Origin of the sequence: Stenotrophomonas maltophilia group sp. msm4 (assembly GCF_032025605.1) — a bacterium.
Lineage (GTDB): Bacteria > Pseudomonadota > Gammaproteobacteria > Xanthomonadales > Xanthomonadaceae > Stenotrophomonas > Stenotrophomonas sepilia.
The window spans coordinates 20447-45445 of record NZ_JAVSKK010000001.1 but is presented as its reverse complement, the minus strand read 5'-3'; the positions used below and the strand labels follow the sequence as shown (position 1 = coordinate 45445).

Sequence of the window (24999 nt, the reverse complement as noted above, 5' to 3'; positions counted from 1 at the left end):
CGCGGCAGGGCGCGCCCACCATCGCGCGCCCGCGCCGGCATCCCAGCCCCGGGCCAGTCCGAGCCCGCTCTTTGCCAGGATGCCGGCGTCCAATCCGGCTTCGCCGCTGAACCTCGCCCCCTGTCAATGCCTTGTCCGGCTCCGTCGCGGATTGCCAGAATGGGGGCTTCCCGAAACGCGGCACAGACCTGAAGCAATGCACGACGCCAAGAACGCCCAGAGCGCGCTCGCCCAGCAGATCGCCCAGACCATCGCCGACGAAATCGGTGCCCAGTCCGCCCAGGTACGCGCCGCCGTCGGCCTGCTCGACGAAGGCGCCAGCGTTCCGTTCATCGCGCGCTACCGCAAGGAAGTGACCGGTGGCCTGGACGACACCCAGCTGCGCAACCTGGAAACCCGGCTGACCTACCTGCGCGAGCTGGAGGACCGTCGCGCGGCGGTGCTGGCCAGCATCGGCGAGCAGGGCAAGCTCAGTGACGAGCTGCGCAATGACATCCTGGCCGCCGATACCAAGAGCCGGCTGGAAGACCTGTACCTGCCGTACAAGCCCAAGCGCCGCACCCGTGCGCAGATCGCCCGCGAGGCCGGCCTGGAGCCGTTGGCCGATGGCCTGCTGGCCGACCCGACGCAGGACCCGCAGACGTTCGCGGCCACCTTCGTCGACGCCGACAAGGGCGTGGCCGACGCCAAGTCCGCGTTGGAAGGCGCGCGCGCGATCCTGATGGAGCGCTGGGGCGAAGACGCCGCGCTGGTCGGTGAACTGCGCACCTGGCTGGGCGAGACCGGCGTGATCCGTGCCCGCGTCGCCGAGGGCAAGGAAACCGAGGGCGCCAAGTACCGCGACTACTTCGAGCATGCCGAGGCGCTGGCGAAGATTCCGTCGCATCGCTTGCTGGCACTGTTCCGTGCGCGCCGCGAGGAGATCCTGTTCCTGGAACTGGACCCGGGCAGCGATGCCGAGGCTGGCCATCAGTACGCCGAAGGACGCGTGGCGCGCAAGGCCGGCATCGCCGACCAGGGCCGTGCCGCCGACCGCTGGCTGCTGGATGCGTGCCGGCTGACCTGGCGTGCCAAGCTGCACACCCATCTGCTGCTGGACCTGTTCAACCAAGCTCGCGAAAAGGCCGAAGCCGAAGCCATCGCGGTGTTCGGCGACAACCTGAAGGACCTGTTGCTGGCGGCACCCGCCGGCCCGAAGACCGTGCTCGGACTGGACCCGGGCATCCGCACCGGCTGCAAGATCGCCGTGGTCGATGCCACCGGCAAGCTGGTCGCCACCGACACCATCTACCCGCACGAGCCGCGTCGCCAGTGGGAGCAGTCGCTGCAGACGATCAAGCAGCTGTGCGCCAAGCACAACGTGGAACTGATCGCGATCGGCAACGGCACTGCCAGCCGCGAAACCGACAAGCTGGCCGGTGAAGCGATCAAGGCCGCTGCCAACCCGAAGCTGCAGAAGGTAGTGGTCAGCGAGGCCGGGGCGTCGGTGTACTCGGCGTCCGAGTTCGCGGCCAGGGAGTTCCCGGAGCTGGACGTGTCGCTACGTGGGGCGGTGTCGATCGCCCGCCGCCTGCAGGACCCGCTGGCCGAACTGGTGAAGATCGAACCCAAGGCGATCGGTGTCGGCCAGTACCAGCACGATGTGGATCAGTACCGCCTGGCGCGCGCGCTGGATGCCCGCGTGGAGGACTGCGTGAACGCGGTGGGCGTGTACGTGAACACCGCTTCGGCTGCACTGTTGTCGCGGGTGTCCGGCCTGTCGGCCACGGTGGCCGAGAACATCGTGCGCCACCGTGATGCGAACGGCCCGTTCAAGCGCCGCAAGGACCTGCTGAAGGTCGCGCGCCTGGGCGAGAAGACCTTTGAACAGTGCGCGGGCTTCCTGCGCATTGCCGACGGTGATGAACCGCTGGATGCTTCGGCGGTACACCCGGAAGCCTACCCGGTGGTCGAGCGCATCGTTGCCAGCACCGCGCGCCCGATCAAGGCGCTGATCGGTGATGGCAGCTTCCTGCGCGGCCTGAAGGCCGAGCAGTTCACCGATGCCACCTTCGGCGTGCCGACCGTGCGTGACATCCTCAAGGAACTGGAGAAGCCGGGCCGAGACCCACGCCCCGAGTTCAAGGCGGCACGATTCGCCGAGGGCGTCGAGGACATCAAGGACCTGCGCGAGGGCATGGTGCTCGAGGGTGTGGTCAGCAACGTGGCGGCCTTCGGTGCCTTCGTCGATATCGGTGTGCACCAGGATGGCCTGATCCACATATCGGCACTTTCCGATACGTTCGTGAAGGACCCGCGCGACGTGGTCAAGGCCGGCGATATCGTCAAGGTGAAGGTGCTGGAGGTGGACGTGGCGCGCAAGCGCATCGCCCTGACCCGGCGCCTGGACGATACCCCCGGGCAAGCCACCAGCCGCCCGGGACAGCGTGATGAGCGCGGTCATGGGCAGGGTCCGCGCCGCGATGCAGGCGGCCAGAACCGCGGGCTGAACCGGGGTCAAGGCAATGGTGGCCGTCCCGCCGCGTCCGCGCCCCCGGCCAACAACGCCCTGGCCGAGGCCTTCGCGCGCGCCAAGCGCAGTTGAGGACCGCGTTCCCCGTCACACTTGATTCATGGCGGGGGACTTGTCGATTTTCCCCGTGATTGCGCACACTTGCGCTTGAGGGGAGGCGTCCGGCCACCCCGCTGTTGCTGGGGAGGGCCATGACGCCAGCACCACCCGTTGCTCGTACCGGCGGTCGCAGCGCTGCGCTGCGTTCGGCGCCTGCCCGTGCCGGCAGGAGACCGGATTGATGCCGGGCCAGGGCATCCACGGCAATGGACTGCTGGAGCGCCGCCTGCAGGAGCTAGCGGAAGAGCGTCGCCGCCTGGCGATGATCATCGACGGTACCGCCGCGGGAACCTGGGAATGGAACGTGCAGACCGGCGAGATGCGGGTCAATGCGCGCTGGGCCGAGATCGTCGGTTACCGCCTGGAAGAGCTGGAACCCATCTGCCAGAAGACGTTCCTGAGGCTGGTCCATCCCGATGACATTGCGTTGTCCGATGCTGCGCTGGACGACCATTTCCAAGGGCGCAGCGACAACTACGCCTGCCTGCTGCGCATGCGCCACAGGAACGGCCAGTGGATCTGGATCCAGGACCGTGGCCGCGTCTTTGAATGGGACGGGCAGGGCAAGCCGCTGTGGATGGCCGGTGCCCATGCCGACGTCACCGAGCTGCAGCAGGCGAGACAGGACGCGGCCGAAACCCGCCAACGCCTGCAGGCCGTGGTCGATGCGTCCGATGAGGTAGCGGTGATCGCCACCGATACCGATGGCACCATCACCCTGTTCAACACGGGTGCGGAGCGCCTGCTGGGCTACAGCGCAGCGGAGGTGGTCGGCCAGCGCCGGCTCGATGCGTTCCACGATCCGGAGGAACTGAATGCCTGGCTGGAGCCGCTGGCCGATGCCGAGGGCAACCTTCCCGACGTGTTCGAAGCGCTCAGTGCCCGCGCTGACGGGCAGACCTACTCGCGGCAGTGGACGTTGCTGCGCAAGGAGGGCCTGCCACGCCAGGTGCGCCTGTCGATCAGCCGCATGGAAGGTGCCGATGGCGCACGCATCGGCTACGTCGGCATGGCCATCGACATCACCGAAATTCTGCAGGCACGGGCCGAGGCGCGGCTGTCGGCGGAGAAGTTCGCCGGTGCATTCACGTCGGCGGCGTTGGGCATGGCGCTGGTGTCGCTGGAGGGGCGTTGGCTGGACGTCAATGATGCGCTGTGCCGGATCCTGGGTTACCCGCGCGAAGAGCTGCTGCAGGTCGACTTCCAGCGCCTGACCCATCCCGATGACCTGCAGACCGACCTGGCCCTGGTGCAGGACCTGCTGGCCGGACGGCGCAGCCATTACCACCTTGAAAAGCGCTATCTCGACCACGACGGCCGCATCATCTGGGCGCGGCTGTCGGTGTCGCTGGTGCGCAGCGAGCATGGCCAGCCGCTGCACTTCGTGTCGCAGATCCAGGACATCACCGCCCAGCGCAGCAGTGAGCAACGCCTGTTCGAGAGCGAACAGCGCAGCCGCATCACCCTGGATGCGGTGGCCGACCTGGTGCTCAGCGTCAACCTTGACGGCCGCATCGACTATGCCAACGCGGCCGCGGTACGCACCCTGGCCGGTGATGGCGCGCTGTCGCTGGCCGGGCACAAGGTGCAGGACGTGCTGGCGCTGACCACCGAGTACGCGCCCGGCTCGGTACTGGATGTGTCGGTACTGCTGGACCCGGAGAGCAACGCGGTGGACCTGCACGCCGACCTGCTGCTGCGCCTGGGCACGGCAACGGTGCCGGTGGACCTGACGCGGGCCTGGCTGCGCGATGACGAAGGCCATGTGCGCGGCGCGGTGTGGGTGCTGCGCGACGACACCCAGCAGCGGGCGCGGCAGCGCGAAGCCCGCCACCTGGCCGAGATCGATCCACTCACCGAACTGAGCAACCGCCGCGGTTTCGAGGTGCACCTGCAGCAGGCGATCACCCGCGTCGAGCGCACCGGGCAGGCCGCCTCGCTGATGTACATCGATCTGGACCGCTTCAAGCCGGTCAACGACACCTGGGGCCACCTGGCCGGCGATGCCGTGCTGTGGGCGGTGGCCAGTGTGCTGCGACATGGTGTGCGTGATTCGGACGTGGTGGCGCGGCTGGGCGGCGACGAGTTCGCGGTGATCCTGTCCGGGTGTACGCCGCGTCGTGCCGCACGGATCGGCGGTGAACTCCTGCAGACCCTGTCAGCGCTGTCCATCCCGTGGGATCAGCATCGGCTGCGGGTCGGTGCCAGCATCGGCATCGCGCCCCTGGCGGGGGGCATGAGCGTGGACCAGGCAGTGGCCGCTGCCGATGCACAGTGCTACCGGGCCAAGGCGCTGGGGCGCAACAACGTGCAGGTGCAGGGCGAGCTGTCGGAGCTTCCAGGCGACGATGCCGATGCCGCCCAGGACTGATCTCAGTCTGTGAGAGGACGCGCGCGAATACTGTGCGCATCTCCCCTGAAGCAGGTGAACCCATGAATGCCTGGAACCCGGTTGCGGTACGCATGTTCATCCCGGCGCTGGTCGGCTGGTGCCTGGCGCTGGCCACCTGCCTGCGCGCCGAACAGCTGCGCGGCGACCCGTACGCGCAGGCGTTGTTGCCCGTATTGCAGCAAGGCGCGGTCGCGCTGCTGGTCCTGAGCCTGGCCTGCACGGTTGCGGCCTGCGTGTTGCTGTGGCGGCATGGCCGCGGCGACGGCGGGCGTCTCGCTTCCGGCACTACACCCGTGCCGCGTCCATCAGCAGGACCCGGCACGGTGCGCGCTGGAACGCGTTGATCTGAGGCACCAGACGCTGGAAGTGCTCGCTGGCGCAATGGATATCCAGAGCGTCGCGGTCCGGCCATTGCTCGATGAAGACGAAATGCCCGGGGTCCTTCTGGTCGACGAACAGTTCATAGCCGAGGCAGAGCGGCTCTCGCCGCGTGCATGCGACCAGCTCGCGGTACAGGGGAAGCACGGTGTCCACCGCATCGGGATGGATGAAATCCTCGGCGATCACTTTCAGCATGTCGGCACCTGCAGACGGGCCTTGCAGGATAGTGCCAGCGCATCGCGTGCACCTATCCTGGTCAACGCAATACCGTGTCCGTACTGACCAGCTGCACGTCGTGCATCTGATTGAGGTAGGCCTCGTAGTAGCCCTTGTGCGAGGCACCGACGATGGCCAGCATTCGGCTGCCAGGGTGCAGGCCCAGCACGTCGCGGATGTTGGCGACCATGCGCAGGTTGCGGGTTTCCCAGTAACCGACATACATCCGGCCGAACGCCTTGGAGGACGGCTCGACGAGCGTCGCGCCGAAGTCGCTCTGGTACGCTGCCATCGCTGCCGCGGGGCTGTTGTAATCCCGATACAGCGCCATGACGCCGCCGGGCTTGTCCAGATTGGCCACGAGGCGTTCATCGGCCTCCCGTCGCGCCCGCAAGTGTGTATTGTTCCAGGCACCGGTGATGGCTGCACTGGCCGCCGCTTCATCCTCGGCCGGTGTGGGAGAATCGGCCGTGTGGTCGTCCACGGCCCACAGCCGTTCATGCCCGAGGCGGGCAGCAACGACGGCGGCGATCAGGCTGGTTTCATTGCGGCGGACCAGGCCTTTGCCGAGGATCTCGACCAGGGCCGGCGTCAGCCCATCGCCGGCTTTGCGCTCGGACGCAGGCAGGCGCAGCCACTGCACCTGCGCCGAGCCGCGTTCGCCCGCTGCCAGGAACAATGCTGCGAGCCGACGACGCTGGGTGGGCGTCGGCTCGTCCGGCCAGGTCGCAAGCAGGCGCTCGGCCTGGGCGTTCGCTGCGGGCACGTCCAGGCCCGTGGCAGCCTGCGCAGCGGTGGTGTCGAAGCAGTAGGTGGCCACGCTCTGCGCATAGCGTTCCGGGTAGCGACGCATGGAATCGCACTGGAGGCCGGACAGGTCTTCGGTGGCGATCAGTTCGGGCTTCCAGGCGACCAGTCGCTGCAGCAACGGTTCAAGCAAGGCGGGCTGGAACGACTTGGGCAGGCCGGACAGGTGGGCGGTGCCCAGTACCAGCACCTCGTTCGGTCGCCCGACAGGCGGCCCCTTCAGCTGGTCCGGATGGAAGGCGGGCCGATAGGTGGCATCGGCAGCGAGGGCGCCGGTACTGCACAGGCCCAGGATCAGGAGGCTGGCCAAGCGTGGGAACATGCGATCTCCGTGTCAGTGCGCGTCCTGCAGTTCGCTGCATGCTGGCCGTTTTCACCTGCCACGGAATCGCCCGTTGGTCATGCAAACCTTTTGGGCCTGAACTGCATCGTGCCCGGCAAGGCTCTGCCCAGTGACGACGGCAACGCGCGACATGTTCCGTGATGACACCCGGTGTCCCCACCGAGCGTGAGCAGAATGTGAAGTACATCGCGATTGTCTACCGCGTCCCTGCAGCTGCATCTGAAGTTGCGACGGACGTCGCGTAATCCGGCTAAAGCCACCGATCTCCTCGCCGATATTCCCTCTGGATCCCGCTCCAGTCACCCGCCGCAGGACCCCAGGCCGTCCCCGATGGGCGGCCCGCGCTGTGTGTTCCGCCGCTCCCAGATGCCGATCGCACCCGCAGCAGACGTTCGTGGCAGTCGCTCGAGAGGTGCCGGTTGGCACCTGTAGTCCCTGGCACCTGAAGTTGCCGCCGGGCATCCCGCCCGTCGGGTCGCAACCGCTTACCGGACACCGAGGATCAGACAATGCTCATTCCAGGCTTCACGGCGGGCGCACAGGCGCCGGCTGAGCTGCATACCCGTTGGTCGCCGTGGCGTGCCCTGCTGGACGCGCTGGCACCCCAGCACCGCACCGGCGCCGAGGCCGTGTCCGACGGCCGTGCCGAGCTGGAAGCCCAGGTCGCGGCGCTGCACCGGGTCCAGGCGGTCATCGAGTTCGCCCTCGATGGCACCATCCTGCAGGCCAATGACAACTTCCTGCAGGCGATGGGCTACCGGCTGGAGGAGATCCAGGGAAAGCATCATTCCCTGTTCGTCGATCCCGAGCAGGCGCGCAGCGCCGAGTACCGCGACTTCTGGGCGCGGCTGGGGCGTGGCGAATATGACGCTGGCCAGTACCGGCGCTTCGGCAAGGGCCAGCGCGAGATCTGGATCCAGGCCTCGTACAACCCGGTGCTGGACCGGCAGGGGCGGCCTTACAAGGTGGTCAAGTTCGCCACCGACATCACCGCGCAGAAGCTGCAGGCGGCCGACTCGGCCGGGCAGCTGGCGGCGATCGACAAGTCGCAGGCGGTGATCGAGTTCGGCATGGACGGCCGCATCCTTTCGGCCAACGAGAACTTCCTGGCAGCCACCGGCTACAGCCTGGACGACGTGCGTGGCCAGCACCACTCGCTGTTCGTCGAGCCCGAGTATCGTGGCAGTGCCGAGTATCGGCAGTTCTGGGAGAAGCTGGGCCGTGGCGAATACGATGCCGGCCAGTACCGGCGCCTCGGCAAGGGCGGGCGCGAGGTCTGGATCCAGGCGTCCTACAACCCGATCCTGGATCTCAATGGAAAGCCGTTCAAGGTCGTCAAGTACGCCACCGACATCACCGCGCAGGTGCATGAGAACCAGGCCATGCAGCGCGCCGTGGCGCAGACCCGTGAAGTGGTGGCGGCCGCCAAGGAGGGCGACCTGACCCGGCGCGTGGCCACTGCCGACAAGCACGGGCCGATCGCCGAGCTGTGCGAAGGCGTGAATTCGTTGGTGGAGGCGATGGCCGCGATCATCGCCCAGATCAAGTTCGCCGCCGACACCATCGCCGTCGGTGCCACCGAGATCGCGCAGGGCAACAGCGATCTGTCGCAGCGCACCGAGCAGCAGGCCGCGTCGCTGGAGGAGACCGCGGTGTCGATGAAGGGCCTGGCCGAGACCGTGCAGCGCACCGCGACCAACGCACGGCAGGCCAGTCAGCTGGCCGGTGGTGCTGCTGATGTCGCTGCCCGCGGTGGCAACGTGGTGCACGAAGTGGTCGAGACCATGGCCGTGATCAACGCGTCCTCGCGGCGCATCGTCGACATCATCGGCGTGATCGACGGCATTGCTTTCCAGACCAACATCCTTGCGTTGAACGCGGCGGTGGAAGCAGCGCGTGCGGGCGAACACGGGCGTGGCTTCGCCGTGGTCGCCACCGAGATCCGCGAACTGTCGCAGCGCTCGGCCAGTGCCGCGAAGGAGATCAAGCAGCTGATCGATGCGTCGGTGGCCAATGTCGGCGCCGGTACCGCGCAGGTTGAGAGCGCCGGCCGCACCATGGATGAGATCGTGCTCAACGTGCGCCGGGTCAGTGACCTGATGTCCGAGATCAGCACGGCCGCACAGCAGCAGAGCGACGACATCCAGCAGATGAACCACGCTGTCGATCTGATCGACCAGGGCACCCAGCAGAACGCTGCGCTGGTCGAGGAAGCCTCGGCCGCGGCGCGCAGCATGGAGGAGCAGTCAGCGCAGCTTCTGCAGACCGTGGCCAGCTTCCGCGTGCAGGGTGGCGCGGGGCACCTGCATGGCGCGGCGGTGCTGCGTGCGGTCTAGGCCCGGCGGTCGGAGTGCTGTTCCCCGGCCTCGTGGCTCGGCCTGCTCATTCGCGGCCTGCCAGGCTACGCCGATGCTGATGGTCACATGGGCCTCAGCGGCGGGCAGGGCGGCGGTTTCCACGGCGGCGCGCAGGCGCTCGCAGGGTGGCGATGAATTCCTCGCCGCCGTCGCGGGCCAGCAGGTCATCACTGCGTTGCGGGCAGCCGTCGAGGATCGCGGCGACCGCCTGCAGGTTGTTGGCGTCCCCAGCGCCCAGCGCTGATCGGATGCGTCAGGCAGATGGCGGGCGATCTGCAGCGCCATCGCCCGTTCGGAAACGTGGCCCCAGCTGGTGTGCTCGATCACGCCCGGCAGCGAGAAGTAGTGGGACCGGGCGACGGCGTCGGACGCCCGCAGGAGGGGCAATCGCGCGGGCAGGGCATGCTGGGGCATCTTCGCCAGTGTCGGCGCTCTGGCCCGGGAAATGCAAAAGGCCAGGTCATGGACCTGGCCTTTGATGCAGTGGTGCCGGTGAAAGGACTCGAACCTTCATGGGGTCACCCCCGGCTGATTTTGAGTCAGCTGCGTATACCATTCCGCCACACCGGCAGGCAGCGTGCGAGTGTAACCGAGGTCGGCAGGCGATGCATAGTAGGAGGGCCTATGAGGGCGGTTTCTGTCGGCATTGGCCCCTTGATAGCTATACTCCCAGCGTGCAATTGCCTCCAGGAGCGGTAGCCGATGACAGTGTTGCAGGACCTGAGGGTGCTGGTGGTCGAGAACGACGAAATGAGCGCGGCCCTGCTGCAGATGCAGCTGGTGCATGCCGGTGCGGTCGTGGTTGGCCTCGCAGCGAGTGTGTCCGAGGCCCTGCGGCTGCTGGAGCAGAGCACTCCTGACGTGGCCCTGCTGGACTACCGCCTGGCCCGCAACGAGACCAGTGAGCCGGTGGCTGCAGCGCTTTCAGCGCGTGGCATTCCGTTCGTGCTGGCCACCGGGATGCTGGCCGAGCAGCTGCCGGCGCCGATGTTGGCCGGCCTGCTGCTGGTCAAGCCGTACCTGTCGGCTGATCTGTCACGCGCGCTGGCGCGAGCGGTGGGTCGCTCCAGCGTCAAGGCCTGAGCCGTCCGTCACGGGCCGGCAGGGGGATACTGCCGACGGCCGAATGCTCGCGTCTGCGAAGTTCGGCGGCAACCCCTGATCCAGGAACCCCGCCCAGGCGGGGTTTTTCCATTGCGTCCGGCGCTCAGCCCGCTTCCTCGTACACGTAACGGATCTCCTCGCGGTCATCGAGGATGCGGTACTGGCGCGCCAGGTCATCCGGTTCGGGGTTGAGCCAGGCGTCGAGGTGTTCCTTGCGGATCGGCACTACCCCGCGGTCATGCCCGGCAGCGGCGACGTCGCTGGGCGGTGCGTCGGTGATCGTGGCAAACGAAAGCAGGCGGCCTTCCGGTCCTTCCCATTCTGCCCAGAGGCAGGCCAGCAGCAGGTCGCGGGGCGGATCGGGACGGAATTCGAGCACCACGTCCTGTTCCTTTTCGTCGGCACCGAGGGTGCGGCCGGCGATGGCGTGGCGGGGCACGTGCTCGTAGAACGCCTGTACCACCACCACGCCATGGCGCAGTCCGAACGCACCCCGCCAGTAACCTTCCAGGCTGTCGCGCCGCGCATTGTAGGTGCCGGGGTAAAGTACGTCGTTGCGCGCCGGCTTGTCCGGCAGCCGGCACTGGTAGCGCATCGGCTTGATCACGCGCTGGCCGTTCTCGCTGACCATCACCGGTGCGTAGGTGCCGGGGAAAATGCGGTTGTCACGCGGCAGCAGCTGCACCCGATGCAGGTCTTCCAGCCGGGCCTGTGCGCGCTCGATGCGGTTGCCGGCCACGCGCAGGTCGTTGTGCGCTTTCTGCGTGGGCCGGGTGGCCAGCGTGGCATGGGCAATATCGCGTCGTTCGCATTGCCGGGCCAGTTCGGCCTCCAGGGCCTGTTGCTCCTGCGCATGCCATTGCTGGATCTTCGCCACGATGTCCCGCCCCTGTTCGGTACGCGCACCGGCGAATCCGTCATCCATCGCCTTCGGGGTCTTCGGCCGTTTCTTGCCCGGATCGTGTGCGTACAGTTCGGCGAAGTCCTCCAGCGACAGGATGGCGCCGAACTCGCGTACCAGTTTGGCGTAGTCAGCGCGGATCAGGGCGGAATAGCACATGGGACTCTGTGGGCCTGGGTCGCAGCGGCTGCGACGTGGATGCGGCAGGATAGCCCGACCCATCCGGAGATGCCGCATGAATGATTCCATCACCTGCCAGTTCCGCGAAGCCGTACCCACGGTCGAGGACTACTGCCAGTTGCGCGTGCTCGCAGGCCTCAGCGCCAAGTCCCGCGAAGCAGCCGCCCGCGCGCTGCCCAATACGCTGTTCGGCGTATGTGCCTACCAGGGCGCTGAACTGGTGGCGATGGGCCGTATCGTCGGCGATGGCGGCTGCCACCTGCAGGTCTGTGATATCGCGGTGCTGCCGCGATTGCAGGGGCAGGGCCTGGGCAAGGAGGTGATGCGGCGGCTGGACGGCTGGATGCAGGCCAACCTGCCGCCGTCGGCGTACGTCAGCCTGCTGGCCGATGGCGAGGCGCATCGGTTGTATGCGCAGTTTGGTTTCGAACCGACTGCCCCGGCATCGATCGGGATGTATCGGCGGTTCTGAGCCGTGGGCGGGGTGAAGCCATCCACGCATGGCGTGGATCTACCCGGGCCCTGCAGTAGATCCACGCCATGCGTGGATAGGGCCTTCCCAGGAATCACAGGCAAAGAAAAACCCCGACCGGAGTCGGGGTTTTCAAGAATTGGCGTCCCCACGGGGATTCGAACCCCGGTCGCCACCGTGAAAGGGTGATGTCCTAGGCCTCTAGACGATGGGGACGCACGAAAACTTCAAGTTGTAGATCCTTCGACGGCCTAATGTCGAAGTGGTGGAGCCAAGCGGGATCGAACCGCTGACCTCCTGCATGCCATGCAGGCGCTCTCCCAGCTGAGCTATGGCCCCATGAAACTCCGGATATCTGCCGGGAGCAGAGTCCGTTTTGAAACTGGCGTCCCCACGGGGATTCGAACCCCGGTCGCCACCGTGAAAGGGTGATGTCCTAGGCCTCTAGACGATGGGGACGCACGAAAAACTTCAAGTTGTAGAACTTTCGACGGCCTAATGTCGAAAGTGGTGGAGCCAAGCGGGATCGAACCGCTGACCTCCTGCATGCCATGCAGGCGCTCTCCCAGCTGAGCTATGGCCCCGTGTTACCGAGCCGCCTATCATACCTGCGTGTTCACGTTTGTGGAAGTTTTTTTTTGAACTTTTTCGTCCCGGTTCAACCGTTGCCACCAAGGGCAGGGGAACCGCAACGCCACAACCTGAATGCCGGTAGGCGGTGAACAAAAAGACCCGGTTATCGGCCGGGTCCTCGTTGTTCGTGATGAGTGGCGTCCCCACGGGGATTCGAACCCCGGTCGCCACCGTGAAAGGGTGATGTCCTAGGCCTCTAGACGATGGGGACGCAATTCTCATCAATGTTCTTTAGCGACCTTTCGACGGCCTAATGCCGAAAGATTGGTGGAGCCAAGCGGGATCGAACCGCTGACCTCCTGCATGCCATGCAGGCGCTCTCCCAGCTGAGCTATGGCCCCACGTCGCTGAGGAGCGAGATAATAGCCTTGCCCCAGAGGGTTGGCAAGCATTTGTTGCACTTTTCTTCACGCGCGTTGCGAAGGGAATGACGATCACACGTACTCAGTCGGCGCCGTCGGTCAGCGCCGCCAGGATTGGGCACTGATCCAGGGTGCCGTGGCCGGGGCAGGCGTCGACCAGCTGCGAGAGCGCGCTGTGCATGCGTCGCAGTTCAGCCATGCGCTGCGCGATGTCCTGCAGTCGGGCTTGCGCCGCGTTGCGCACGCTGCCCATGTCCTGCGGATGGCCATCACTGAGTGCCAGCAGTTCGGCGATTTGTTCCAGGCTGAAGCCCAGCGTCTTGGCGCGGCGGATGAAGCGCAGCCGGCGCAGGTCCTGCTCACCGAAGATGCGATAGCCCCCGGCCGAGCGTGCCGCGGTGGGCAGCAACTGCTGGCGCTCGTAGTAGCGCACGGTATCGATCGGTACGCCGGCCTGGCGCGCCAGTTGACCAATGTTCATGGCGGATTCCTGCGGATGCTGCCGGTCATTCTGAAGCCTGGAGTCAGGTCCAGGGTCAAGCTCCCGTCGCTGACGGCGCATTCAGCGCACTTTGCAACTTTCTTCATAGCCCCGCCGTCGTGGCAGTTCCTACCCTGCGCCTGAACCGGCCGCTGGATGGCCTGCAACGAACCGAGGAGATGCTCTGTGGAAGGATTCAGGAACGAGGGATTCGTAGAGGTCGCGGTGGTCGAGTACCCGGGAGGGGACCCGTCGGCGGCCTCGGTGCTGACCGAAATGGCACACGTCGCCAACCGGCTTGCCCAGCAGCAGCGTCGCCCGTTCAAGCGTGTCCTGGTGACCCGCTGGGTCGTGCCAGCCAGCCAGACCGGCGTGCATCGCATTGCCGGCGCGGAGATGCTCGAGGCGGACATTCCCGCCGTGATCGCCGTGCCTGGCCAGATCAGTCAAGGCGTCTGCCTGCGCGCCGATGAGGTCCTGCTGGATTGGCTGCGCGCGCATTACGATGGCGGCAGTCTGCTGGCAGCTGCCAGCGATGGTGTCAGCATGCTGGCACGCGCGGGTCTGCTTGCCGGGCGCACCGTCAGTGGGCCGGACCTCGGGCGCCATCCGGGCCTGCAGGGGCAGTCGGCCAGCTGGGTGCCCAGTGAGCGCGCGCTGGTCGACGACGGTGATCTGCTGACAGTGGCCGGTTCCCAGGCCTGGCGCTTTCTCGCCCTGCGGCTGCTGTACCGGCTGCACGGCCAGGGCGTAGCGAGTTCCGTGGCGCAGCAGTTGGGGATCACGGTGCCCGCGGCGATCCAGCAGGATCTGGAGCGTTTCAGTGCCAACTTCGCCCACGGCGATCGCGACGTACTGAAGGCGCAACGCTGGCTGCATACCACCGCTGCGCGTGGGGCCACGCTCGGAGCGATCTGCGAGGTTTCCGGACTGGAGCCACGGACTCTGCAGCGGCGCTTCCTGAAGGCCACCGGCCTGCGTCCGATCGAGTATTGCCAGCGGTTGCGTATTGCCAAGGCGCAGACATTGCTGCAACAGGGGGCGGGTATCGATGAAGTGGCCTGGGGTGTGGGCTATGCAGACCAGAGCGCATTCCGCCGCCTGTTCCTGCGCATTGTTGGAATGACGCCGGCCAACTATCGGCGGCAGGTCAACAACAATCGGCGCGAACGACCGCTGTTGTCGTCGGTGGCGGGCAGCCTGCGCGGGCTGCAACCGGTGCCTGGCATGCAGATGCCGCGCAGCGCGGCCTGAAGCCTGCGGTGGGCGTCGCACTTGCAACCTGGGCGCGACGCTTTGACCATGCAGGCAACGAGATGATGTGACAGGTGGGTTGATGTCGAGTGTTGGACCGGTGCCGATGCCGGTGGTGCTGATCCTGATGTGCGTGCTTATGGCCATGGCGGTGGCCCACCTGTGGCCGCGGCCGAAGGACGGGATGGCAGTGCCTTCCGCGGCCAGCCTGGTCCTGGACATGTTGCTGATCGGCCTGCTGTGTGGACGCATCAGCTTCGTGGCCTTGAACTTCGCGCTCTACCGTGAGGCCCCCTGGAGCATCCTGCAGATCGCCGACGGTGGGTATCACCTTGCCGTCGTGCTGGTTGCGGGCCTGGCGTGGGGCACCTGGCGGCTCCGGCTGTGGCGCGCGTTGCGTGCGCCGGTGCTGGCGGGAGCCCTGGTGGGCGTGGTGCTGTGGGCGGCGGGCAGCCACCTGCTGGCAACATGGCAGGAGCAGCGGATGCCGCTGCCGGCGGTCCAGGCGGCCGATCTGCAGGGGCGCAGGATCGACCTGCAGCAGTTCCGTGGCAAACCGGTGGTGCTGAATCTCTGGGCCAGCTGGTGTGGTCCCTGCCGTCGCGAGATGCCGGTACTGGTATCCGCACAGCGGACCCACACTGACGTGCAGTTCGTGTTCCTCAACCAGGGAGAAACCCTGGACGAAGTGAAGGGTTTCATCGCATCCGAACAGCTCCGGCTGGGCAATGTATTGCTGGACGATACCGCCTCGGCGTCAACCGTGCTGGGTGTACAGGCCTATCCGTCGACGCTGTTCTTCGACGCCGAAGGCCGCCTGCGTGAACTGCACCTTGGCGAACTGACGGCGGCGGGTCTTGAACACAAACTGCGCCGGCTGCGGTAGCCTGCGCGGGCATCTCACTACGGAGTTCCCATGTTGTCGACTTCCCTGCGCATCGCTTCGGCGGTGCTGTTGCTGCCGGTCATGCTGGCATTGGCCGCCTGCAGTCAGGCCCAGACCCCGCCAGGCAAGGCAACGGCAGCGCCGGCAGCGAGCGCTCAGGCCCCAGCGGCCAAGGGCGAGCGCCCCGCAGTGCTGAAAGGCATCGAGAAGCACGGTTTTGAAGTCGTTGCCGAGTTCGATGCACCGGGTGGCCTGCGTGGATTCGCTGGCGTGGTGGGTGGGCAGCAACCGGCCGCAGCCTATGTCACCGCCGACGGCAAGCATGTGCTGGTAGGCAGCCTGTTCGATGCCGAGGGCAACGACGTGGCCGCCGAGGCGGTGGAGAAGCTGGTTTCAGCACCGATGTCGGCCAGGATGTGGACCAAGCTGGAGGCCAGTGCCTGGGTGCGTGACGGCAAGGCCGATGCGCCGCGCGTGGTCTATACCTTCAGTGATGCCAACTGCCCGTACTGCCACAAGTTCTGGGAAGCAGCGCGTCCGTGGGTCGACGCCGGCAAGGTGCAGTTGCGCCACATCATGGTCGGCGTGATTCGTGAGGACAGCCCGGCCAAGGCTGCGGCCATCCTGTCTGCGCGTGACCCGGGTGCGGCCTTGCTGGAAAACGAACACCAGTTCGACCGTGGTGGAATCAAGGCCCTGCCGAGCATCAGCCGCGAGATCGCCGGCAAGCTCGATGCCAACCAGGTGCTGATGATTGAAATGGGCTTCCAGGGCACGCCGGGCATCCTGTTCCAGGATGCACAGGGCCAGGTGCAGCGTCGCGCCGGCCTGCCACAGGGCGCTGACCTGCAGACGGTGCTGGGCCCGCGCTGACCGGCACCCACGCCGTGATGCGACACCACAGGCCCACATGGCAGCATGCGGGCCTGTTGCTTTTCGTCACCTGTGCGGGTGATGCAGGCTGCGCACCTCCTGTTCGTCGTCACGTCTGAATCGTGACTGACATCAAGCATCGCGCCTTGATTCCAATCAAGGCCAAAAACGACAGGCGGACTAGCCTGTGACGCATGGAATACAGCGTCAACGCGCCAGGGATGCCGCGCCTGACACGCCCTGAACCGGGGCAGTCGGCACAGCCATTCACGACGTTCTCACTCCCTGGTTGTTACCCAGACCGCTGCGGTCGCCACCTCTCCGGCAGTGCGGCCCTGATGGCGTCGATATCGGTACGGGCGGGGCAGTGTCATCGTCCTGTTGCCTGCCACGTGCAGGCTGGCCGGTGTCGTCGACGCAGTACCCGCATTTCCAGCAACGGCAACGCAATGTCGGAGCTGCGCCTGTGCGCGCGCCGTCAGTGCGCTGCGAATGTTCGTCCAGGGAGGATGCAATGCGCTTTGCGGTACTGAGTCTGGCCTGCCTGACCGCGCTGGCGGTCACGCCAGCCTATGCGCAGCAGAACGGCCAGGAGGATGCGCACGCATTGCGCCAGGAAATCGCTGCCATGCGACAGGCACTGGAGGGCATGCAGAAGCGCCTGGATCGGCTCGAACAACGCGAGGGCGCTGTCGCGGCCGCTGCGCAGGTAGCGGCGCCGGTGACACCACCTGGCAGCAGTGCCAACCTGCTGCATCCCACCCAGGTGCCGGGTGTGGCGCAACCGGTGCTGCCGCAGCGCGAATCGGTGGCCGATCCCTCAACAGCGGCCTCGCGTCCCGACAGCGCTGCTGGGCCGACCGACCCGGATCTGAAGGGCTTCGTTGCCATTCCAGGTACTGACACGGTGATCCGCATTGGCGGCTATGCCAAGCTCGATGCGATTGCCGATTCGCGTGCGGCCGGTGACGAGGATCAGTTCATCCCCTCATCGATGCCGGTGGGCGGCAGCCATCGCGATGTCTCCAATTTCAACATCCATGCCAAACAGACCCGCTTCAGCTTCGAGGCGCGGCGCCCGACCACGCACGGCAACCTGCGCTTCTACCTGGAGAATGATTTCTTCGGCAGCAGCGATGGCTACGCGTTCCGTCTGCGCCACGCGTATGGCCAGCTTGGCAATACCTATGCCGGCTACGGTTACTCCAGTTTCATGGACCCGGACAGCCTGCCCGACACGCTCGACTTCGCCGGTCCCGGCGGCGCCGGCTATCTGCTGGTGGCCGGCATCCACCACAGCTTCGCGATGGGCAAGGGCAACACCCTGACGCTGGCGGCCGAAGACCCCAGGACCGAACTGGCCGGTGCCAGTGATGAACGGGCCGCAGTGAACCGGCTGCCAGATGTGACCGTGACCGCACGCATGGAGCGCGACTGGGGCCATCTCCAGCTGGGCGCGGTGGCGCGCAGCCTGGCCTATGACGGTGACGGCGAGCGTGACCGGCGCATGGCCGGCGGCCTGCAGTTCAGTGGCTCGGCATCGGTAGGCGAGCGCGATCTGTTGCTGTTCGGCGCGCTCGGCGGGCGCGGCCTCAGCCGCTACACCGCGGACCTGACCGGCTCCGGGTTGGACGCGGTGGTCGGTGCCGATGGCCGTCTTGACGCGCTGGACCTGCACGGCGGCTTCGTCGGCTACACGCATTACTGGTCCGGGCTGTGGCGTTCGAACCTGATCTTCGGCCAGCTGACCCTGGAGCGGAACGCGGCACTCGCTGCCGAGGCCTTCCGGCAGAGCCGATACGGCGTGTTCAACCTGATCTGGAGCCCGGCGCCGTCGTGGACGATGGGCATGGAGCTGCTGTACGGCCGCCTGGAACAGCAGGGCGGCGCGCGCGGCGACACGGTCCGGGTGCAGGGCAGCCTGCAATACAACTTCATCAAGTAAGCGCCAGCGGCGTTACGCCAGCGCAACCGTCCCCACGCCCGGCCGCACCGGGCTCATGCCAGTACCGGAGATTGTCATGGCAGAAGCAAAGAAAATCGGGGTGGTCGGAGCCACCTTCCTCGTCGCCGGCAACATGATGGGCTCAGGCGTGTTCCTGTTGCCGTCCAGCCTGGCCAAGATCGGTACCGCATCGATCTGGGGCTGGCTGATCACCACGGCCGGTGCGCTGTTGCTGGCCTTCGTATTCGCCAAGCTGGGCAAGCTGGCGCCGAAGGCGGGCGGCCCGTACGCGTATGCGCGTGACTGGTTCGGGCCCTACATGGGCTTCCAGACCAATACCATCTACTGGTTCGCCAACTGGATCGGCAACGTTGCCATCCCGATCGCCGCGGTGGGCTACTTCAGCTACTTCTTCCCGATCCTGTCCGAGCCGCTGGTGCGCTGCATCGCGGTGCTGATCCTGGTGTGGGCGCTGAGCTTTGCCAACGTGATCGGCCCGGCCTTCGTCAGCCGTGTGCAGACGGTCACCACCAGTTTCGCGCTGGTGCCGATCCTGGGCATCGCCATCTTCGGCTGGTTCTTCTTCGATGCCGACATTTTCAAGGGCGCCTACAACGTGTCCGGTGAGTCCAACTTCGGCGCGATCTCCAGTGCCGCGGCACTGACCCTGTGGGCCTTCATCGGTGTCGAATCGGCTTCGGTCACGGCTGGCGTGGTCGAGAACCCGGAGAAGAACGTGGCCCGCGCCACCCTGGCCGGCGTGTTCCTGGCGGCCATCGCCTACATCGCCAGCTCCTCTGTGATCATGGGCATGGTGCCTAACGCGGAACTACAGGTGTCCGACGCACCGTTCGCGCTGGCGGCGGCCAAGGCGGTCGGCGGCTGGGGCGGCGCGCTGGTCAGCCTGTGCGCCTTCATCGGCGCCGCCGGCTCGCTGGGTGGCTGGATCCTGCTGACCGCGCAGAGTGCCAAGGCGGCCTCGGATGATGGCCTGTTCCCAAGCATCTTCAGCAAGACCAACAAGGACGACGTGCCGGTCAAGGGCGTGCTGATCGTGGCCGTGCTGATGACCCTGGCGGTGCTGGTGACCTCTACCTCGGAAACCGCGTCGGCCCAGTTCGACGTGATCACGTCGGCGGCCGTGGTGCTGACCCTGCTGCCCTACATCTACTCGTGCGTGGCCTGCTACTTCGTGGTCGAGCGTTCGCACACCCTGGTCCATACCGGTGCGTTCTGGACCCTCACCAGCCTGACCGTCGTGTACTGCCTGTGGGCAATCTACGGCTCGTCGGGAACCATTGTGCAGTACGCCTTCCTGTTCGTGCTGTTCATCACCGTGTTCTATCCCTTCTTCAGCGAGGAGCGCCGCCAGCAGCGGCAGCGCGCCCGCGAGGCATCGGCCATCAGCGCCCGCGCCCAGCGTTCCTGAGTTCGACAAGGAGAATCAACGTGTACTTCAAGTCCCTGGACTACCCGGTCATTGTCATCGACAACGACTACGAGTCGCCGCGCATCGGCGGCATCCTGATCCGCGCCCTGGTGGAAGAGCTGCGCAGCAACGACCAGCGGGTGCTGTGCGGGCTCAACCTGGATGATGCGCGCGCCGGGGCCCGTACCTACGTGGCGGCCTCGGCGGTGCTGATCTCGATCGATGGCAGCGAAGAGGTGGATGGCGAGTTCCAGCGCCTCACCGCCTTCCTGCGCGAGCAGAGTGCGCGCCGCGCCAACCTGCCGGTGTTCCTGTACGGCGAGCGCCGCACCATCGAAAAGGTGCCGAGCAAGCTGCTCAAGTACATCCACGGCTTCATCTTCCTGTTTGAAGACACCAAGAGCTTCATCTCGCGGCAGGTGATGCGCGCGGCCGAAGACTACATGAAGAATCTCTTGCCGCCGTTCTTCAAGGCGCTGATCCATCATGCGGCAGAGTCGAACTACTCCTGGCATACGCCGGGCCATGCAGGCGGCGTGGCATTCACCAAGTCGCCGGTCGGCCGTGCGTTCCACCAGTTCTACGGAGAGAACACCCTGCGCAGCGATCTGTCGATCTCGGTGCCGGAACTGGGCTCACTGCTGGATCACACCGGCCCGATCAAGGATGCCGAGGAAGAGGCGGCGCGCAACTTCGGTGCCGACCATACCTTCTTCGTCACCAATGGCACCTCCACCGCCAACAAGATCGTCTGGCATGGCACGGTGGCCCGCGGCGACGTGGTGTTCGTCGACCGCAACTGCCACAAGTCGCTGCTGCACGCGCTGATCATGACCGGCGCGGTGCCGGTGTACTTCACCCCAAGCCGCAACGCACACGGCATCATCGGCCCGATCAGCCTGGATCAGTTCACGCCGGAGTCGCTGCAGCAGCGCATTGCTGCCAACCCGCTGGCCAGCCAGGCCTACAAGGCCGGTTCCAAGCCGCGCATTGCGGTGGTCACCAACTCGACCTACGACGGCCTGTGCTACAACGCCGAGAAGATCGCCGACGAAATCGGCAGCGCGGTCGACTTCCTGCACTTCGACGAAGCCTGGTACGCCTACGCCGCGTTCCATCCGTTCTATGAGAACCACTACGGCATGGCCAAGGGCAAGCCGCGCGAGCAGGATGCGATCATCTTCACCACGCACTCCACCCACAAGCTGCTGGCCGCGTTCTCGCAGGCGTCGATGATCCACGTACGCAACTCGGCGCAGCGCGACCTGGATGCCGAGCGCTTCAACGAGTCGTTCATGATGCACACCTCGACCAGCCCGCATTATGGGGTGATCGCGGCCTGTGACGTGGCCTCGAAGATGATGGAGGGCGAGGCCGGCCGTTCGCTGGTGCAGGAAATGCATGACGAGGCGATCGCCTTCCGCCGCGCGATGCTGCACGTGCGTGACGACCTCGGGCGCGACGACTGGTGGTTCAGTGTGTGGCAGCCGACCAAGGTCGAGCGCAGCCTGGACAAGGGCGATACGCCGGCGCCGCTGATGGCCAAGCGCGAGGAGTGGTACCTGCAGCCGGACGCGCACTGGCACGGCTTCGAGAATCTGGTCGATGACTACGTGCTGATCGACCCGATCAAAGTGACCCTGCTGACCCCAGGCCTGACGATGGACGGCAGCATGGGCACGCTGGGCATTCCGGCGGCGGTGCTGAGCAAGTTCCTGTGGGGCCGCGGCATCACTGTGGAGAAGACCAACCTGTATTCGGTACTGTTCCTGTTCTCGATGGGCATCACCAAGGGCAAGTGGAGCACGCTGGTCACCGAGCTGATGGCCTTCAAGGAGCTGTACGACTGCAACGCGCCGCTGAGCCAGGCATTGCCGACGCTGGCGGCGGACTATCCGATTGCCTACGCTGGCTGGGGACTGCGTGACCTGTGCGATGCATTGCACGCGTTCAACCAGGAATTCGAGGTCGCCAAGGTGATGCGCGAGATGTACGTGGATCTGCCGACGCCGGTGATGACCCCGGCCGATGCCTACAACCACCTGGTGAAGGGCGAGATCGAGCGGGTCGACATCGAGCAGCTCAGTGGTCGCGTCGCGGCGACCATGCTGGTGCCGTATCCGCCGGGCATTCCGACCATCATGCCGGGCGAGCGATTCGGCGACAGCGACGAACCGATCATCCAGTCTCTGCGTATTGCCCGTGAACAGAATGCGCGCTTCCCGGGCTTCGAGTCGGATGTGCACGGGCTCATCATCGAGCACGATGGCGATGTGACCTCGTACAAGGTGGAGGTGCTGAAGGCCTGACCGGCGACGGTCGGCCCTTCGGCGAGCGATGGATACCGCGCGCGAGCAACGCATCCTGAAGTTCTCCATCGGGGTGACCATCGCGGTGAGCGCGGTCGGCTTCATCGGTGGCCTGCTGGTGGGATCGCAGGCGATCCTGTTCGACGGCGTGTACAGCCTGGTCGACGTTGCCTTGACCCTGGTGTCGTTGTCGGTACTGCGGCTGGTGGCGCGGGAGCAGAGCCCGCGCTTCCAGTACGGCTATTGGCACCTGGAGCCGATGGTCGAGGCACTCGGCGGCGTGATCCTGTCGCTGGCCTGCGTGTATGCGCTGGCCAACGCGGTCATTGGCTTGACCACGGGCGGGCATGAGGTGAAATTCGGGCCTGCGCTGTGGTGGGCGGCGCTGCTGAGTGCCAGCAACCTGGCAATGGCGACGTTCGTCGCGCAGCGTGCGCGGCACCTGCGCTCGGCGCTGTTGTGGCTGGATGTAAGAGGCTGGTTGCTGGGTGGGTTGATGAGCCTGGCGGTGGTGCTGGCCTTCGTGCTGGCCCTGGCCCTGCATGGCGGCAAGTGGCACCACTGGGTCCCGTACCTGGATTCGATCGTGCTGGCGTTGATCAGCCTGGCGGTACTGCCAGTGCCGGCGCGCAGTGCATGGAAGGCCATGCGCGAAGTGCTGCAGGTGGCGCCGGATGACCTGGACCGGCGCGTGCAGCAGGTGATGCAGGCGTTCGTGTCCGAGCGTGGCTATGCCGGTTTCACCAGCCACGTGGCGAAGATGGGGCGGATGCGCTTCATCGAGATCCATGTGCTGGCAGACCCCGGCACGCCATTGGGCTCGGTGGGCGAGGTTGATGCGATGCGCGGTGAGATCGCCGTGCGGCTGGATGCGCGGGGCAGCACGTTCTGGTTGACCATCGATTTCACTGCGGATCCGGCGTGGACGTAGCCCTGCCTCTTTCGCGCCGGGGCCTCGTCCGGCCAGGTTCTGTTCCCCTGTAGAGCCGAGCCCATGCTCGGCTGCCGTTCGCGTGGAGCGGCCGAGCCGGCCCGGCCACGCGATCGTTGCACACGGCGGACTGCTCTGTTGCGCCGGATGTGTTTGACCTGAACCTGGGTTGAGGTTGCAGACTGCAGCACAGTTCCACAACGCCTAGCGCAGGTAGTACTCCACCGGCACCACCAGTTCCTGTGGTGCCTTCAGTTCATCGGGAATGGGCGGTAGTGGCTGCGCGCGGCGGAAGGTCTGCAGTGCGGCGCCGTCAAGCATCGGTTGGCCACTGGACTGCTCCAACCGCAGGGCCAGCAGGCGTCCCTCGCGATTGATGCTGGCCCTGACCCAGGCAGTGCCCTGCTGGCGCCGTGCGCGGGCCGCAGCAGGGTAGTAGCGATAGCGCTCCAGCCGCGCCATCAGGCGGGCTTCCCACTGGTCGCTGGCGGCGCCGGCCTGGAAGTCCGCCGGTGGGGCGTCGGGAGCGGGCGGCGCGGCCGTGACCGATGCCGGTGCGGGACTTGCATCGGTCGCGGCCGCAGGCGGGGCGACCGGCAGGGCTTGCCGGCCAGCGCCGCCGCGTTCGCTGGCGGCTACCTCGCCCTCGCGTGCGGCGGTGGGTTTCGGTGGAGGGGGCGACTTCGTGGGTCGGGATGCGCGGGCCTGCTGCGCCTGGCTGGGGGTGTCGGCCTGGCGTTCTTCCAGTGGCTGCGGCGGCGTTGCCGGTGCCAGCAGGCGCAGGCTGATGCGCACGTCCTTCTCCGGCGGCGTCGGCAATGGCGGCGCGGCCACCCAGTGCACCAACAGCAGCAGGGGCAACAGGTGAAGCCCGATGCTGATGGCGATCGCCTGCCAGTGTTGGCCGCGCTCACTCATCGTCCAGCACCCATAGCAGGTCGGCGTCGGTCGCATCGACGGATGCACCGACTGAAGCGAGCGCGATCACCAGCGCTGGTGTGCCCGCTGGCAGGTAGCCCGGCATGCCAGTACCGCGCAGTACATGCCAGCGACCGGCCAACAGCAGCGTGGGTGCCGCGGCTCAGGTTGTGGGCGACGCGGTACAGGTAGGCGCGGCCATTGCTCAGCAGGCCACTGGCGGCGATTCTGACGACGCGCAGCCAGGTTTCCTGGACGACGTCATCGGCGTCGCTGCGTTGCGGGAGTTTACGGCGGACATGGGCGTGCAGCGGCCGGTAGTGGGCCGCGCACAGCTGCGCGACATCCGTCGGTTCGACAGGCGTGGACACGGGGCGGGCGACAACTGGGAAAGGGAACAGCCCGCGGCGGCAAGGGCAGCGGCTGCACCTTACAGCAAAAGAGAATCATTTGCATCCATAAGCGCAAGGCGCGGCATGCATGGCCGACTGCGAGGTCAGCGCGGACGATAATCGCAGTGGATCTGCAGGGCTTCGGTGGGGTTGCGATGCAGCTCGAAACCGCAGTGCTGGAGGCTGCGCTTCACCTGGGCGATCGCTTCGGCATGGCGGGCGGTGCGACGATGCTGCCAGCGCGGCGGGGTGAACACGCCCAGTGGCAGCAGCCGCAGCCGCTTGCCGTGCAATACCACTGAGACATCGATATGACGGCCATCGATGTCGTGGCCGTTGGCGCCGAAGATGGCATCGACTTCATCATGGCGCTGCGGATAGCAGGCGCGGAACACTGCGATGCCGAGCCAACGCACGCCACGACGGAAGCTGCCGAGCCAGCTGTGGCTGGGTTCGAAGCCGCGCGTGACGAGCAGGCCCAGCCCGGCAGGCGGCAATGCCTGCGCGCCGAGCAGGCGTTGCAGTGCCTCTTCTTCCAGTTGGATGCGGGTGGACGGCCAGCGCGGTGCGATGAGCAGTCCGTGGTGGCGGCCGCGTTGCAGGGTCGGCATGGGTCCAGCCTCGCATGCGGGCGAACAGCCGGGGTAGTGCCGGCCGCTGGCCGGCAAATCTGTTCCCCCCCCCCCCCCCCCCCCCCCCCCCCCCCCCCCCCCCCCCCCCCCCCCCCCCCCCCGGGGCGGCCCCCCCCCCCCCCCCCCCCCCCCCCCCCCCCCCCCGCGCCGCGCCCCCCCCCCCCCCCCCCCCCCCCCCCCCCCCCACTAC

Annotated in this window: 20 protein-coding genes, 7 tRNA genes and 2 pseudogenes; 13 read left to right on the top strand and 16 right to left on the bottom strand. The window is 66.6% G+C overall.

Features of this window, described 5'->3' with window-relative positions:
* Positions 1-196: 196 nt before the first annotated feature.
* From ROV93_RS00235 to ROV93_RS00225, 3 genes are all read left to right on the top strand, one after another.
* Positions 197-2584, top strand: a complete 2388-nt coding sequence (locus ROV93_RS00235) for a Tex family protein (RefSeq protein ID WP_072167437.1) — start codon at positions 197-199, stop codon at positions 2582-2584.
* Positions 2585-2792: 208 nt separating this feature from the next.
* Positions 2793-4982 (top strand): PAS domain-containing protein, encoded by a 2190-nt coding sequence (locus ROV93_RS00230; protein ID WP_180890817.1) that lies wholly within the window; start codon positions 2793-2795, stop codon positions 4980-4982.
* Between the two features lie 62 nt (positions 4983-5044).
* Entirely contained in the window at positions 5045-5347 is a 303-nt protein-coding gene (locus ROV93_RS00225; protein ID WP_072167439.1) for a hypothetical protein, read from the top strand.
* Here the strand turns inward: ROV93_RS00225 and ROV93_RS00220 are convergent.
* Both ROV93_RS00220 and ROV93_RS00215 read right to left on the bottom strand, forming a co-directional pair.
* The gene (locus ROV93_RS00220; protein WP_061479066.1) at positions 5289-5579 is read right to left on the bottom strand and encodes a putative quinol monooxygenase; all 291 of its coding nucleotides are present in this window, start codon (positions 5577-5579) and stop codon (positions 5289-5291) included. The genes ROV93_RS00225 and ROV93_RS00220 overlap by 59 nt on opposite strands.
* A gap of 61 nt (positions 5580-5640) precedes the next feature.
* On the bottom strand, positions 5641-6729 hold the full coding sequence (locus tag ROV93_RS00215; RefSeq protein ID WP_072167440.1) for a DUF5694 domain-containing protein: 1089 nt from the start codon (positions 6727-6729) through the stop codon (positions 5641-5643).
* A 530-nt stretch (positions 6730-7259) separates the two neighbouring features.
* Between ROV93_RS00215 and ROV93_RS00210 the strand changes: the two genes are divergently transcribed.
* A complete protein-coding gene (locus tag ROV93_RS00210; protein WP_072167441.1) occupies positions 7260-9086 on the top strand; it encodes a methyl-accepting chemotaxis protein in 1827 nt (608 codons plus the stop codon).
* A 27-nt stretch (positions 9087-9113) separates the two neighbouring features.
* Here the strand turns inward: ROV93_RS00210 and ROV93_RS00205 are convergent.
* Together ROV93_RS00205 and ROV93_RS00200 are read right to left on the bottom strand one after the other, a co-directional pair.
* Positions 9114-9321, bottom strand: a pseudogene (locus tag ROV93_RS00205) (GGDEF domain-containing protein); the annotation flags it as partial.
* A gap of 270 nt (positions 9322-9591) precedes the next feature.
* Positions 9592-9677 (bottom strand) — tRNA-Leu (locus ROV93_RS00200).
* A 132-nt stretch (positions 9678-9809) separates the two neighbouring features.
* Here ROV93_RS00200 and ROV93_RS00195 point away from each other — a divergent pair.
* The gene (locus ROV93_RS00195; RefSeq protein ID WP_061479069.1) at positions 9810-10190 is read left to right on the top strand and encodes a response regulator; all 381 of its coding nucleotides are present in this window, start codon (positions 9810-9812) and stop codon (positions 10188-10190) included.
* A gap of 124 nt (positions 10191-10314) precedes the next feature.
* Here ROV93_RS00195 and ROV93_RS00190 read toward each other — a convergent pair whose 3' ends face one another.
* Positions 10315-11271: an SOS response-associated peptidase family protein gene (locus ROV93_RS00190; protein ID WP_072167442.1), complete on the bottom strand. Its 957-nt coding sequence runs from the start codon at positions 11269-11271 to the stop codon at positions 10315-10317.
* Between the two features lie 76 nt (positions 11272-11347).
* Here ROV93_RS00190 and ROV93_RS00185 point away from each other — a divergent pair, with 76 nt between their 5' ends.
* Complete coding sequence (locus tag ROV93_RS00185; RefSeq protein WP_072167443.1) at positions 11348-11764, top strand: GNAT family N-acetyltransferase; 417 nt, start codon at positions 11348-11350, stop codon at positions 11762-11764.
* A 140-nt stretch (positions 11765-11904) separates the two neighbouring features.
* On the opposite strand, the gene ROV93_RS00180 is transcribed toward ROV93_RS00185, so the two are convergent.
* The 7 genes from ROV93_RS00180 to ROV93_RS00150 all read right to left on the bottom strand — a co-directional run bounded on the left by ROV93_RS00180 (position 11905) and on the right by ROV93_RS00150 (position 13240).
* Positions 11905-11980: transfer RNA gene (locus ROV93_RS00180), tRNA-Glu, on the bottom strand.
* Between the two features lie 47 nt (positions 11981-12027).
* Positions 12028-12103, bottom strand: a tRNA-Ala gene (locus tag ROV93_RS00175).
* 44 nt (positions 12104-12147) lie between these two features.
* Positions 12148-12223 (bottom strand) — tRNA-Glu (locus ROV93_RS00170).
* Between the two features lie 49 nt (positions 12224-12272).
* Positions 12273-12348: transfer RNA gene (locus ROV93_RS00165), tRNA-Ala, on the bottom strand.
* 184 nt (positions 12349-12532) lie between these two features.
* Positions 12533-12608, bottom strand: a tRNA-Glu gene (locus ROV93_RS00160).
* 54 nt (positions 12609-12662) lie between these two features.
* Positions 12663-12738: transfer RNA gene (locus tag ROV93_RS00155), tRNA-Ala, on the bottom strand.
* A gap of 103 nt (positions 12739-12841) precedes the next feature.
* Positions 12842-13240: a heavy metal-responsive transcriptional regulator gene (locus tag ROV93_RS00150; RefSeq protein ID WP_072167444.1), complete on the bottom strand. Its 399-nt coding sequence runs from the start codon at positions 13238-13240 to the stop codon at positions 12842-12844.
* A gap of 186 nt (positions 13241-13426) precedes the next feature.
* On the opposite strand from ROV93_RS00150, the gene ROV93_RS00145 reads away from it, so the two are divergent.
* The 7 genes from ROV93_RS00145 to ROV93_RS00115 all read left to right on the top strand — a co-directional run bounded on the left by ROV93_RS00145 (position 13427) and on the right by ROV93_RS00115 (position 22867).
* Positions 13427-14494 carry a helix-turn-helix domain-containing protein gene (locus tag ROV93_RS00145; RefSeq protein WP_072167445.1) on the top strand — a complete coding sequence of 356 codons (1068 nt, stop codon included), beginning with the start codon at positions 13427-13429 and terminating at the stop codon, positions 14492-14494.
* Between the two features lie 82 nt (positions 14495-14576).
* Entirely contained in the window at positions 14577-15380 is an 804-nt protein-coding gene (locus ROV93_RS00140; protein WP_072167446.1) for a TlpA disulfide reductase family protein, read from the top strand.
* Between the two features lie 30 nt (positions 15381-15410).
* Positions 15411-16253, top strand: a complete 843-nt coding sequence (gene dsbG / locus ROV93_RS00135; RefSeq protein WP_072167447.1) for a thiol:disulfide interchange protein DsbG — start codon at positions 15411-15413, stop codon at positions 16251-16253.
* 514 nt (positions 16254-16767) lie between these two features.
* Positions 16768-18198, top strand: coding sequence for a DcaP family trimeric outer membrane transporter (locus ROV93_RS00130; protein WP_072167448.1), 1431 nt, complete (start codon positions 16768-16770; stop codon positions 18196-18198).
* 76 nt (positions 18199-18274) lie between these two features.
* A complete protein-coding gene (gene adiC, locus ROV93_RS00125) occupies positions 18275-19627 on the top strand; it encodes an arginine/agmatine antiporter (RefSeq protein ID WP_069138251.1) in 1353 nt (450 codons plus the stop codon).
* 20 nt (positions 19628-19647) lie between these two features.
* Positions 19648-21936 carry an Orn/Lys/Arg decarboxylase N-terminal domain-containing protein gene (locus ROV93_RS00120; RefSeq protein WP_151355122.1) on the top strand — a complete coding sequence of 763 codons (2289 nt, stop codon included), beginning with the start codon at positions 19648-19650 and terminating at the stop codon, positions 21934-21936.
* A gap of 28 nt (positions 21937-21964) precedes the next feature.
* Positions 21965-22867 (top strand): cation diffusion facilitator family transporter, encoded by a 903-nt coding sequence (locus ROV93_RS00115; RefSeq protein WP_312538338.1) that lies wholly within the window; start codon positions 21965-21967, stop codon positions 22865-22867.
* Positions 22868-23071: 204 nt separating this feature from the next.
* Here the strand turns inward: ROV93_RS00115 and ROV93_RS00110 are convergent, their stop codons facing one another.
* The 4 genes and pseudogenes from ROV93_RS00110 to ROV93_RS00095 form a co-directional block, all read right to left on the bottom strand.
* Complete coding sequence (locus ROV93_RS00110; RefSeq protein WP_072167451.1) at positions 23072-23785, bottom strand: energy transducer TonB; 714 nt, start codon at positions 23783-23785, stop codon at positions 23072-23074.
* Positions 23778-23927, bottom strand: a complete 150-nt coding sequence (locus ROV93_RS00105) for a hypothetical protein (protein ID WP_164093399.1) — start codon at positions 23925-23927, stop codon at positions 23778-23780. The genes ROV93_RS00110 and ROV93_RS00105 overlap by 8 nt, the downstream gene beginning before the upstream one ends.
* Before the next feature lie 22 nt (positions 23928-23949).
* Positions 23950-24156: pseudogene (locus ROV93_RS00100) on the bottom strand (sigma factor); the annotation flags it as partial.
* A 125-nt stretch (positions 24157-24281) separates the two neighbouring features.
* A complete protein-coding gene (locus ROV93_RS00095; RefSeq protein WP_072167452.1) occupies positions 24282-24788 on the bottom strand; it encodes a hypothetical protein in 507 nt (168 codons plus the stop codon).
* Between the last annotated feature and the right edge of the window lie 211 nt (positions 24789-24999).

Coding starts and splice junctions, on each gene's coding strand:
- ROV93_RS00185 (WP_072167443.1), top strand. CDS start 11,348: ATGAATGATTCCATCACCTGCCAGTTCCGCGAAGCCGTACCCACGGTC.
- ROV93_RS00095 (WP_072167452.1), bottom strand. CDS start 24,788: ATGCCGACCCTGCAACGCGGCCGCCACCACGGACTGCTCATCGCACCG.
- ROV93_RS00235 (WP_072167437.1), top strand. CDS start 197: ATGCACGACGCCAAGAACGCCCAGAGCGCGCTCGCCCAGCAGATCGCC.
- ROV93_RS00110 (WP_072167451.1), bottom strand. CDS start 23,785: ATGAGTGAGCGCGGCCAACACTGGCAGGCGATCGCCATCAGCATCGGG.
- adiC (WP_069138251.1), top strand. CDS start 18,275: ATGGCAGAAGCAAAGAAAATCGGGGTGGTCGGAGCCACCTTCCTCGTC.
- ROV93_RS00190 (WP_072167442.1), bottom strand. CDS start 11,271: ATGTGCTATTCCGCCCTGATCCGCGCTGACTACGCCAAACTGGTACGC.
- ROV93_RS00210 (WP_072167441.1), top strand. CDS start 7,260: ATGCTCATTCCAGGCTTCACGGCGGGCGCACAGGCGCCGGCTGAGCTG.
- dsbG (WP_072167447.1), top strand. CDS start 15,411: ATGTTGTCGACTTCCCTGCGCATCGCTTCGGCGGTGCTGTTGCTGCCG.
- ROV93_RS00225 (WP_072167439.1), top strand. CDS start 5,045: ATGAATGCCTGGAACCCGGTTGCGGTACGCATGTTCATCCCGGCGCTG.
- ROV93_RS00115 (WP_312538338.1), top strand. CDS start 21,965: ATGGATACCGCGCGCGAGCAACGCATCCTGAAGTTCTCCATCGGGGTG.
- ROV93_RS00140 (WP_072167446.1), top strand. CDS start 14,577: ATGTCGAGTGTTGGACCGGTGCCGATGCCGGTGGTGCTGATCCTGATG.
- ROV93_RS00230 (WP_180890817.1), top strand. CDS start 2,793: ATGCCGGGCCAGGGCATCCACGGCAATGGACTGCTGGAGCGCCGCCTG.
- ROV93_RS00195 (WP_061479069.1), top strand. CDS start 9,810: ATGACAGTGTTGCAGGACCTGAGGGTGCTGGTGGTCGAGAACGACGAA.
- ROV93_RS00220 (WP_061479066.1), bottom strand. CDS start 5,579: ATGCTGAAAGTGATCGCCGAGGATTTCATCCATCCCGATGCGGTGGAC.
- ROV93_RS00215 (WP_072167440.1), bottom strand. CDS start 6,729: ATGTTCCCACGCTTGGCCAGCCTCCTGATCCTGGGCCTGTGCAGTACC.
- ROV93_RS00130 (WP_072167448.1), top strand. CDS start 16,768: ATGCGCTTTGCGGTACTGAGTCTGGCCTGCCTGACCGCGCTGGCGGTC.
- ROV93_RS00150 (WP_072167444.1), bottom strand. CDS start 13,240: ATGAACATTGGTCAACTGGCGCGCCAGGCCGGCGTACCGATCGATACC.